The organism is uncultured Kiloniella sp. (assembly GCF_937128705.1).
In the GTDB taxonomy this organism is placed as follows: Bacteria; Pseudomonadota; Alphaproteobacteria; order Kiloniellales; family Kiloniellaceae; genus Kiloniella.
In genome coordinates, this window is sequence record NZ_CAKZMP010000424.1 from 1 (window position 1) to 11,072 (window position 11,072).

Sequence of the window (11,072 nt, forward strand, 5' to 3'; positions counted from 1 at the left end):
GAGAATATATCTACTTATGAGTAACCAATAAATGTTGAAAATCATCCCCCTGATCATTTGTCTGATTTTGTGGTCCAATATTGCAAAATCTAGTGATTTTGAGAATGGCTTGGCTGCATATGACCGAGCAGACTATCAAACAGCATTAGGAACATTTACAAGGTTAGCTGAACAAGGTCATGCAGCATCTCAGTACAAGTTAGCTGTTATGCTATCGAAAGGTTTTGGCATAGAAAAGAACCCTTCTGAAGCCTTTTCTTGGTACAAAAAAGCAGCCGAACAAGGAGCATCGAACGCTCAATATAATCTTGCTCACCTATATTTTAAAGGTATTGGCGTAGAACAGAACTATACGCAAGCCTTTAACTTCTTTAAAAAATCTGCGGCCCAAGGTAATGCGAATGCTCAGTATAATTTAGGACAAATGCACTACAAAGGGCTGAGTGTTGAAAAAAGCATACCTAACGCTATTAAATATTTTAGAGAAGCAGCAGAGCATGGACATAAAGATGCGCAATATAATTTAGGTTCTCTGTACCATTCTGGAACCCATGTTCAGCAAGATTATCAAAAAGCCATCTATTGGTACAAAAGAGCTTCATATCAAGATCAATTAGATGCCATTTTCAACTTGGGAACCATGTTTTCTAATGGGTATGGTGTCGATCAAAGTTATTCGAATGCCTTGACGTTTTATCAGTTGGCAGCGGATAAAAATCATAACGCAGCTCAATTTAATCTAGGATATATGTATTATAACGGGCTTGGTGTCGATCAAAGCTACAAGGAAGCCATCAAGTGGTACAATTTGGCAGCAAATCAAGGTCATCCAATTGCACAATATAATCTGGGTACCATGTTATTTAATGGATACGGTATAGAGCAAGATTATCTATCTGCTTATATGTGGCTTCTTACCGCAAAAGTATCTGGAAAAAAATCTGTTGAAGAAGCTCTGAATTTAGCAGCGTCAAAGTTGTCTGATTCAGAAATTTCAAAAGCAAGAAAACAATCTGAGCAATGGCTAGAGAGGTACTGATTTCAGGTTAACTTTCTTGGTTAAATAATGACATTTCTACAGTTTAGCAGGCGAAAATCATCCGCCTGCTATAACCTTAAACTGTGTATATTCTTAAGAGACGTCCCTTTCAATTTCGGGAATCTATCTGCTTATGGGAAGTTTCTTTTACTTCCCACAAAATCCGGCCTCACGGATTTAAATTCTGCACTTTAAATTCTATATCAACATTTCCTCAAGAATAAATTGGAAAGCGAGAACAAATACTTGCTACTTGTTTTTTAGATTTTTGAATAACCGCGCCCTCTTGCTCAGCACCAGCAGTCGAAATCATTTCGCTAATCATCTGGCCAAGTTCGACGAATTCAGTTTCCTTGAAGCCCCGCGTTGTCGCAGCACTCACCCCAAGGCGCAGACCAACCCAATCAGCAGGACGCTTACTATCAAACGGGATCGGATTTTTGTTCGATGTAATATCTGCGCGCTCTAAAAGTATTTCAATCGCTTGGCCTGTCTTTTTCTGGGCACTGAGATCCAGAAGAACAATGTGCGTATCCGTTCCGCCAGATACCAGATTAATTCCATTTCCTAAAAGCGTCTCGGCCAGTGTATGGGCATTGTTTTTTATCTGTTTTGTATAAGACTTAAACTCTGGTTGTAGGGCTTCGCCAAGGCAGACTGCCTTTGCTGCCAGAACCTGTGTATGAATTGATCCCTGCACGCCGGGGAAAACAGCAGCCTGTAGTTTCTTTTCATAGTCAACAGACTTGGAAAGGATAATCCCCCCACGCGGACCACGCAGTGTTTTGGTGGTTGTACAGGTCACAAGATCGGCATGGGGTAACGGACTAGGGTGAACACCACCTGCAACCAAACCAGCAAAGTGCGCCATATCAACATGAAAAAACGCATCTACCTTTTTGGCAATCGCCGCCATACGTTCAAAATCGATTTCTCTTGGGTAGGCTGATCCCCCCGTAATCAACAGTTGGGGACGAATTTCCAATGCCAGAGCTTCTAGTTTGTGATAGTCGATCTGCCCCGTTCCCCGTTCAACACCATAGTGATGCGCTTCGAACCATCGACCAGATAGATTAGCCCCCAAACCATGACTTAAATGACCACCAGCGGCGAGATCCAAACTCAAAACCCTGTCACCGGGCTTGAGAAGTGTGAAAAAAACAGCCAGATTAGCTTGGCTACCAGAATGAGGCTGAACATTTGCATAAGCGCAGTTAAATAGCTCTTTGGCCCGATCAATAGCTGCCTGCTCAACAACATCCACATAGCGTCCGCCGCCATGAAATCGTGCACCCGGATAACCTTCGAGCGTTTTGTTCGTCATCTCATGCCCCAAGGCATCTAAAACGGCACGACTGACAATATTCTCAGATGCGATTAATTCAATCTGGTCTTGTTGCCGGGCTTTTTCATTCTGCAAAGCCTCACCAATTAATGGATCAGTTGCTGTAACTGGGGCGTCAAAAAACACTGACATCTGCAATATCCCTATAGAAGTATGCGCCAGCCCAATTAGATAGGCTTAACCATTATATACAAGTCAGCTTGATCTGAGCTGACGCATTTAAGTTAATGTCTCTTGAAGACACCTTTATGATCGCGCTAATTCTATAGACATTGCAAATCAGTTTTGCTATATCTTAGGCCTAGAAAAACTGAGTCTGATATATCATGACTATTGTCCCTCCTCGGCCACAAATCCCTCCGTTGAATTCTCTCCGCGCCTTTGAGGCAGCGGCACGACTTGGTGGTTTTTCGACCGCAGCAGATGAACTTTGCGTAACACCGGGTGCCGTGGCACAACACGTTAAATCACTAGAGGCATGGGTCGGCGCAGACCTTTTCATTCGGCGATCACAAGGCGTTGAGTTAACCGAATTGGGCCAAAACGTTCTTTCCGAGTTTAGTGCTGCTTTTGATCAACTTGGTCTTGCTGTGCAAACACTTCGATCGCAAGCCACGCCCAAACATATTCGTATTGCCGCCCTTCCCAGTATTGCCCAGCTCTGGCTCTCTCCCAAACTGCCTTCTGTCAGGCAGGCCGCACCAGAACTAACAATCTCTGTCACGGCTTTGGAAAAAGAGCCAAACCTTCAACGCGAACCTTTCGATATTAGTATTTTTTATCGGGATAACCTCTCCAAGAATAAGGATGTTTTTTCCACGACCTACGAAGTTTGCAAGGATATCATCTTCCCCGTCTGCTCACCGCAGGTTGCCAGTCGACTATATAAACATGAAGACCTGAACAAAGCGCTTTGCCTCCACGACGCTTCCTGGGCAGAAGACTGGTCAAAATGGATTAGCCATGCCTTGCCTGATACATCCTTAAGCACCGATGGACCTGTTTATTCTCTCTATGGACTTGCCATAGAAGAAGCCCGAAATGGCGCAGGTATTATGATGGGCCACAAGGCATTGGTTGAAAACCACCTAAAAGATGGAAGTCTGGTCGTTCCTTTCGACAAACCACTCACACTGGATCGGACTTTGGTCATCACGACAGCACAATCGGCCAAGAGTAACCCATATCTTGATTTGATTATCAAAACACTACTGGAAAAATAACCCTTTACTGATCCGCTATAGATCTTAACAAGACAAAGCTGACTTGTTTTTAAAGGTTCCAAGAAGTGTCATATTTGTGCAATGGCAAGTAAGTAACCGTTAAGCATTCAAAAATGATAAAGCCGACTCCCACCAAGGCGGTCGTGCGCTCAGGAGTGCAAGATGACTAAAATCAGAAACGAAGACCTTTCTTTTGATGAATTTGATGAAATTATAAATCCCGGCCCAGAAGTAACCGGATTTGAACGGGTTGTAGAAAAAGCTTTGTCCCGCCGTAATTTTCTAGGTGGTGGTTTGGCCATCGGGGCATCTGCACTTGTTTTGGGATCAACAGCTTTAACGCCGTTTAGTGCCAAAGCTGCAAGCAATTTTAACTTTGAACCTATTCCTGCAAACACTTTGGATACCGTGACTGTTCCCAAAGGGTATTCATGGCAAGTTGTGACCAAATGGGGGGATGAGCTATGGTCCAAGTCTGCTCCCTTTGATCATGAAACGCGCGGTACCGGAGAAAGCCAGGAACTTGCCATTGGGGATAACAATGATGGTATGTCCTTGTTCACCATTGATGGGCATCACTTGCTGATCTCTAACAATGAATACACAAACCGCAACATCATATACGACAACCGTGAGAGCAAGTTACCGGAAACAGCGGATGATATTCGCAAAGGCAAAGCCGCTCACGGTGTTACAGTGGTCGAGGTCAAACAAGACGGCCAGAAATGGAATATTGTAAAAGATTCCAAATATAACCGCCGTATTACAGCTGATTCACCTATGGAAATTTCCGGTCCTGCACGTGGCCATGACCTGTTGAAAACATCTGCCGATCCATCCGGCACACAATCACTCGGCACATGGAATAACTGTGGGAATGGTCGTACACCTTGGGGCACCTATCTCGCATGCGAAGAAAACTTCAACGGCTATTTTTCCAGCAGTGACGAAAACTATACGCCAAGTGACGAACTGAAACGCTATGGCGTCAAGAACGAAGACTGGGGCTATGCCTGGGCCACCGAAGATGAACGCTTTGACATCAGTAAAAATCCGAATGAACCAAACAGAGCCGGATATGTTGTCGAGATTGATCCAAGTGATCCAACATCAACGCCCAAAAAACGTACTGCACTCGGCCGTTTCAAACACGAAAATGCAGAGGTTGTGATCAACAAAGACGGTCATGTAGTGGTTTACATGGGCGATGACGAGCGTGGTGAATTCATCTATCGCTTTGTATCAAAAGGAAAGTTCGTTGAAGGCAGCGACAATACGAACCTTCTTGACGACGGAAAACTTTACGTTGCCAAATTCAATAATGACCAAAGTGGTGAATGGCTGGAACTTTCTCCTGACACAACAGGTATGAAATCCCAAGCTGAAGTTTGTATTCACGCCCGTATTGCCGCATCCAAGGTTGGCGCAACGACGATGGATCGCCCAGAATGGGTCGCTTCACACCCGAAAAAAGCAGAGATTTACTGTGCTCTGACAAACAACAAAAATCGCGGCAAGAAACCAAATGCAGGTGGCGACGAAACACCTGTAACGGGTCCAAACCCGCGTGCGGCAAATCTCTATGGTCAAATCGTTCGTTGGAGACCAGAAGGAGAAAACCATACTTCAAATGCTTTTTCTTGGGATCTTTTTGTAATGGCTGGCAACCCCACCGTTCATAACGACGCCTATGCAGGTTCAAAGAACATTGATGCACACAATATGTTCAATGCGCCGGACGGTATTTCATTTGATAACAACGGTAAGCTCTGGATCCAGACCGATGGCAAATATTCCAACAAGGATGATTTTGCGGGAATGGGAAATAACCAAATGCTGATCGGGGATACTGAAACTGGTGAAATTCAGCGTTTCCTTGTTGGCCCGAAAGAGTGTGAAGTGACAGGCATTACCTGGAGCGAAGACCGCAAAACAGTCTTTGTCGGCATCCAGCACCCCGGCGAAAAAGGCGATAGCACCTTCCCCGGCGGCGCAGGAACAGCACCTCGTTCAGCGATCATTGCAGTCACCAAAGATGACGGATCTGTTATCGGTTAATACGATTTAATAGGTCAGAGAGGTCAATAACCAACGAGGAAGTTATCTTCCTCGTTGGTTTATTTAATCATCCAAAATAGAAAGTCGGTGGTTTACTCAAATGCCCCAAGAAATGCCTTTAACCCAAGACATACCCTTAGGGGGCAATTAAAGGAAACCTTAATTTGAAACAGGCACCTGGTCCCGGCTTGACGTCATGATATTCAATTGATCCACCATGGCGCTCCATGATCTCTCTGATAATCGGTAACCCTAGACCGCACCCTTCGTCGTCCCGCGTTTCAGACCGATAGAAGCGTTCAAAAATCTTATCCTGCTGATCCAAAGAAACTCCGGGACCGTTGTCTTCCACTTCCAGAACAACATCCTTCGATACCTTTTTCAATCGAACTGTAACCGTAGAATTTTCGGGGCAATAGTTCAAGGCATTTTCAATTAAGTTCTTTAGCGCCTCTTTAATCAGTTCTTCATTTCCAAAGACAGACGAAGTTGGGTCTAGCGGCTCGAACCCCAGATCAATTCGTTGCGCAACTGCCAGAGGTACATATGTTCTTGTCACCTCTTCACTTAACCTTTTCAGGTCAATAGCTTCGGACTGGAAATTTTCGTTCTCCTGATGCGTTCGAGCCAGACTAAGTAGCTGATTAATAAGACGTGAAGTTTGCTTGGTGCTTCGGTTTAGATGCTCCAAACGCCTAGAAACTTCTTCTGGGTCTTTTGCATCACTGGCCAGTTCTGCCTGTGTCTGGATCGCCGCCAATGGTGTTCTTAGTTGGTGCGCAGCATTCGCGGTAAATCGCTGCATAGCCTCTATAGACGCCCCTAATCTTTTCATCAGATCATTAATCGCATCGATCAGATGTCGGACCTCTTGCGGGACTTCATGTTCTATCGGCCGAAGATCAGAGGGCGTTCTGCGATTAAGGGCAGCTTCCAATCTAACAAGAGGCTTTAGCCCCCACCCGATACCTATCCACAAGACGATGCCAGCGACCAAGATAAACACGAGTTGGCGCACAATTGCAGCTGTCATCATTTCATTAATCAGATTATTTCGCCCCTCTACGGTCTCGGCCACCATCACAGTAAAGCGAGCAGACAGGCGTCCCCCCGAAATATGACGAGAAATCACACCCGCCCGGATGGCATCACCACGATAATCCGCATCAAAAAACAGAGGAGAATCATTTTTAGGGATCTCATTGCCATCAACGACCGGCAAATCATCATAACCCGTAATAAAAGCATTCCCCGGACCAACTACTTGATAAAATACGCGGTCTTGAGCAGCAGATGTTAACATTTCAAGCGCAACGTAGGGAACATCAACTTCCAGTTGTTCGCCAACAACAACAACCCGTTCGGCAATAGCCAAAGCAGACCCCAACAATACCCGGTCATAAGCTTCATTAGCCGCTTTGGTTGCGCTGGATCTGACCTCAAAAAGCATCAGAGCAGAAATAACGGCGAGTGCTCCAAGTAACCACAGCAACAAACGCCGACGAAGTGATTTGCGCTGCCAGCTCATTATTTTTCCAGAAGGTAACCAAGACCCCGAACAGTCTTGATGTTAATATTGGCTGCTGCCAACCTCTTTCTTAGGCGGCTTATGTAAAGCTCTACGGCATTTGGACTGATGTCCTGATCAAAATTGGCGAGGCTGTCGGCAATTTGCTCTTTACTAACAACATGCCCTGCTCTGCTGATCAAAAGTTCCAGTAGACAGAACTCTCGGCGCGGAAGATCCAAAGGCTCGTTCATAAGAGAAACACGTCGGGCAACGCTATCAAAGACCAATTCACCAATTGTTATTTCCGGGGATTTCAACCCACTCTGCCGCCGAAGCAGTGCGCGTACTCTGGCTTCAAGCTCGACAAGATCAAACGGTTTCGTCAGATAGTCGTCAGCCCCAAGATCAAGACCTTTGACCCGATCATTCAATGTATCCCGTGCAGTCAGAATTAAAACCTGGGCTTTACCACCGTTTTGACGATAGCGTTTTAAAATCTCTAGCCCGTCATACCCCGGAAGGTTTAAATCCATGACGACCAGATTAAATTCCTGAGTACGTAAAATATTGTCTGCCTCGGTCCCATCACCTACAACATCGACGGCCATTTCCATACGGGTGAGCGCACTGGATATTCCATCCGCCAAAGCAGCATTATCTTCTACGACTAGTATTCTCATGCGCAAAAGACTAACTTTGTTCCAAGGGTTTTGAAAAGCCCGGGAACAAAGAAAATCTATTTTCTTTCTAATGACAGGTTCCCGACAGCTTTGAACCATAAGTTATGAAGAAAAATCAGAAACCAGAAATTGGTCACACACTTAATCAGGGGCTCGGATCATTAAAAGACTATCAATAATAAGAACATTAGGTTTGCAAGCTTTATGCAAATTACTGTTTGTCATTTTCCAATTGTTAAGCGCATTACTTGCGGGCCATTTATTCATAAGCTCAAGCTACGCCAAAGCATTTGACTTCCCAGCAACATCGGGAAAAGAAAACAATGTCATTACCATTTACAGCGTAACCGATGTTGATATTTTCCAAGGTATAATAGCTGACTTTCAACAACTGTTTCCTGATATTTCAATCGCCTATCACGATCTACAATCCCTTGAACTCTACGAACGCATTCAAAATGAAACGTTAAAAAATAACGTAACAGCAGACATCGCCATAAGTTCGGCGATGGACCTTCAGATGAAACTTGCCAACGACGGGTTTGCCCAGCCCGTAGAAATATCAACAGCGCAAGATATGCCCTCATGGTCACAGTGGCGGAACGAAGTCTTTGGGTTCACATCGGAACCCGCGGTTACAATTTATAGTAAAAAGTATTTCCAAAACCATACACTGCCCAAAACACGCCTTGAACTCCAACGTTTTCTGGCCGAAAGACACGCGGATCTTTTTGGACGTATTGCGACCTACGATATCGAACGTAGTGGTGTTGGATTTCTGTTTATGGGTGTTGATTCAGAACGTTACAATGGCATCTGGAACCTCGTTAAAACCTTTGGGGCAAACGGTGTAAAACTATCGACAAACTCTTCGGCCATCATCAATAACGTCAACAGTGGAAAGTATGTTATCGGCTATAATGTTTTAGGGTCTTATGCCTTAGCACGATTAGAAAGCTCCCCAAATCTCGGTATTCTATACCCGGAAGACTATACAACTGTTCTTTCCCGCCTTGCACTGATCCCCAAAGCAGCAAAATCCAAAGAGACAGGGAAACTCTTTTTAGAATATTTGCTATCAGAACGTGGGCAGCAACTGCTCACCACCAGTGCCAAATTAAATGCGGTGCATCCCGCGGTTAAAAGTAGTGGACCACAAGAAATTCTGGACGCTCAAGCCCGTAGTAATTTACAGCCTATAAAAGTTGGTCCCGGACTATTGGTATATCTTGATCAGGTAAAAAGACGTAAAACAATAAATCAATGGAACAAGTCTCTACGCGGCGAATAAACTCAATGTATTACATTACATAGTTGATGCAAATTACTGTATATAAAGTAAATATTATTTTATTAAAAATAATTCACCTAACGACAGGGTAGTGACAGCTTTATAGATTAGCGTAGTGACATTGAATGGTAGGCCGCTGCAAAAAAAATAAAAAAAGCGGTTGGGGAGACAGTATAATAAACGGCTCGGATAAACGTCTGAACTGATTTTTCCTATATAAATGCCTCCCCTCGTCCGACTTTGCTCGGCGGTTTGTTATTCATCGAATTAACAATCATACTCGGAGGCCAATTCATGTTTGGCAAAACAACAAAACTATCCCGCCGTCTTGTGCTATCTATGGCAGCTGCGGCTGTTTCCGTTGGCATGGCCATGCCGCTTTCTTCTGTTTCTGCTGCTGATATGGAAAAAATCCACTTCCTAATTCCTGGTGGCGCCGGCGGTGGCTGGGATGGAACAGCACGTGGCACTGGTGAAGCCCTAACAAAATCAGGTCTGCTAGGTTCTGCTTCTTTTGAAAATATGTCCGGCGGTGGTGGCGGTAAAGCCATTGCGCACCTGATCGAAACAGCTGAACGTCAGGGTGACACCCTGATGGTGAACTCGACACCAATCGTTATCCGTTCATTGACAAAAGTTTTCCCACAATCTTTCCGTGATCTTGTCCCTGTTGCCGGTGTTATTGGGGATTACGCGGCTTTTGTTGTCCCTGCAGATTCCAAATACAAGTCTTTCTCTGAAGTTGTGACAGACTTCAAAGCAGATCCAAAGTCTGTGAAAATCGCTGGCGGTTCCGCACGTGGCAGCATGGATCATCTGGTTGCAGCACAAGCTTTTAAAGCTGCTGGTGGCGATCCAAAAGCAGTTAAATACATTCCTTATGATGCAGGTGGCAAGGCAATGGCTGGCCTTCTGTCCGGTGAAACAGCCTTACTTTCAACAGGCCTTTCCGAGGCATTGGAACTAGAACGCAGTGGTCAGGTTCGCATTCTTGCCATGACGGGTGCCAACCGTATTGACGATGCTCCAGAAATTCCAACGCTCACAGAGCAGGGAATTGACGCTACCTTTGTAAACTGGCGTGGTTTCTTTGCAGCACCGGGCACATCCAAAGAAAAAGTTGCTGCTTATAACGCGACACTTGAAAAAATGTACGACACCCCAGAATGGGAAACTGTTCGTTCCCGTAATGGCTGGGTCGAAGTTTTCCAGCCTGCTGACGTTTTCTATACCTTCCTTGAAGAGCAAGAAGGCATTATCGGCAACCTTATGAAAGAGCTTGGCTTTCTCTAAGCCAAGTATCTTATCAATAAAATAAAGAAGGAATGGAGATAATGATCCTCAGCAAGGAAAAAGCGGGCGCGCTGTGTTTTCTGGTTCTCGCAATCGCTTATGGCATGGAAGCAAGGCATATTCCCTTGTTTCCCGGTGATGAACTTGAACCCTTTACCGCCCGAACCATGCCAATTGCTCTTTCCTGGCTCACAGGCATTGTCTCCTTCCTTATTCTTATTCTTCCGCAAAGAGAAGAAACAGACGATATCCTTTCTGTCTTCCGCGGATTGAATTGGGGCAAAACGTTTATCCTCATCGGCCTCATGGTCTTTTATGGTTTTGCACTAAGCCCTCTTGGTTTCCTGTTATCCACGGTCTTATTCCTAATTGGCGGTATCTATGCACTTGGAGAAAGACGATGGCACGTTATCCTTCTCTCTTCAGTGCCTGCCACTGTAGGTTTCTGGTTTATTCTCGACACGCTCCTGGGTATTTATCTCGCGCCCGGTGAGATCTTTACTATTTTTGGAGCAAATTAATGCTTGATGGTATTCTTCAAGGGTTAAGCACTGCTGCTTCACCTGTTAATCTTCTTATGGTTTTTGTTGGGTGTTTCGCAGGAACCTTTATCGGCATGTTACCCGGGCTTGG

9 protein-coding genes are annotated in these 11,072 nt (G+C 45.0%); 6 read left to right on the plus strand and 3 right to left on the minus strand.

Annotated features, from left to right (window positions below):
• The first annotated feature begins 31 nt into the window (after positions 1-31).
• Positions 32-1,039: an SEL1-like repeat protein gene (locus tag Q0241_RS21780; protein WP_299381286.1), complete on the plus strand. Its 1,008-nt coding sequence runs from the start codon at positions 32-34 to the stop codon at positions 1,037-1,039.
• Between the two features lie 214 nt (positions 1,040-1,253).
• Here the strand turns inward: Q0241_RS21780 and glyA are convergent, their stop codons facing one another.
• The gene (glyA, locus tag Q0241_RS21785; protein WP_299381289.1) at positions 1,254-2,516 is read right to left on the minus strand and encodes a serine hydroxymethyltransferase; all 1,263 of its coding nucleotides are present in this window, start codon (positions 2,514-2,516) and stop codon (positions 1,254-1,256) included.
• Between the two features lie 194 nt (positions 2,517-2,710).
• Here glyA and Q0241_RS21790 point away from each other — a divergent pair, with 194 nt between their 5' ends.
• Entirely contained in the window at positions 2,711-3,607 is an 897-nt protein-coding gene (locus tag Q0241_RS21790) for a LysR family transcriptional regulator (RefSeq protein WP_299381292.1), read from the plus strand.
• A gap of 162 nt (positions 3,608-3,769) precedes the next feature.
• Positions 3,770-5,665 (plus strand): PhoX family phosphatase, encoded by a 1,896-nt coding sequence (locus Q0241_RS21795; RefSeq protein ID WP_299381294.1) that lies wholly within the window; start codon positions 3,770-3,772, stop codon positions 5,663-5,665.
• Between the two features lie 136 nt (positions 5,666-5,801).
• Here the strand turns inward: Q0241_RS21795 and Q0241_RS21800 are convergent, their stop codons facing one another.
• The gene (locus tag Q0241_RS21800; protein ID WP_299381297.1) at positions 5,802-7,193 is read right to left on the minus strand and encodes a sensor histidine kinase; all 1,392 of its coding nucleotides are present in this window, start codon (positions 7,191-7,193) and stop codon (positions 5,802-5,804) included.
• Positions 7,193-7,855: a response regulator transcription factor gene (locus Q0241_RS21805; RefSeq protein WP_299381300.1), complete on the minus strand. Its 663-nt coding sequence runs from the start codon at positions 7,853-7,855 to the stop codon at positions 7,193-7,195. Before Q0241_RS21805 ends, Q0241_RS21800 begins: the two co-directional genes overlap by 1 nt.
• A 193-nt stretch (positions 7,856-8,048) precedes the next feature.
• Here Q0241_RS21805 and Q0241_RS21810 point away from each other — a divergent pair, with 193 nt between their 5' ends.
• The 3 genes from Q0241_RS21810 to Q0241_RS21820 all read left to right on the plus strand — a co-directional run bounded on the left by Q0241_RS21810 (position 8,049) and on the right by Q0241_RS21820 (position 10,960).
• Complete coding sequence (locus Q0241_RS21810) at positions 8,049-9,146, plus strand: ABC transporter substrate-binding protein (protein WP_299381303.1); 1,098 nt, start codon at positions 8,049-8,051, stop codon at positions 9,144-9,146.
• A 294-nt stretch (positions 9,147-9,440) separates the two neighbouring features.
• Positions 9,441-10,439, plus strand: a complete 999-nt coding sequence (locus Q0241_RS21815) for a tripartite tricarboxylate transporter substrate-binding protein (protein WP_299381307.1) — start codon at positions 9,441-9,443, stop codon at positions 10,437-10,439.
• Between the two features lie 41 nt (positions 10,440-10,480).
• Entirely contained in the window at positions 10,481-10,960 is a 480-nt protein-coding gene (locus Q0241_RS21820) for a tripartite tricarboxylate transporter TctB family protein (protein WP_299381310.1), read from the plus strand.
• Positions 10,961-11,072 lie beyond the last annotated feature (112 nt).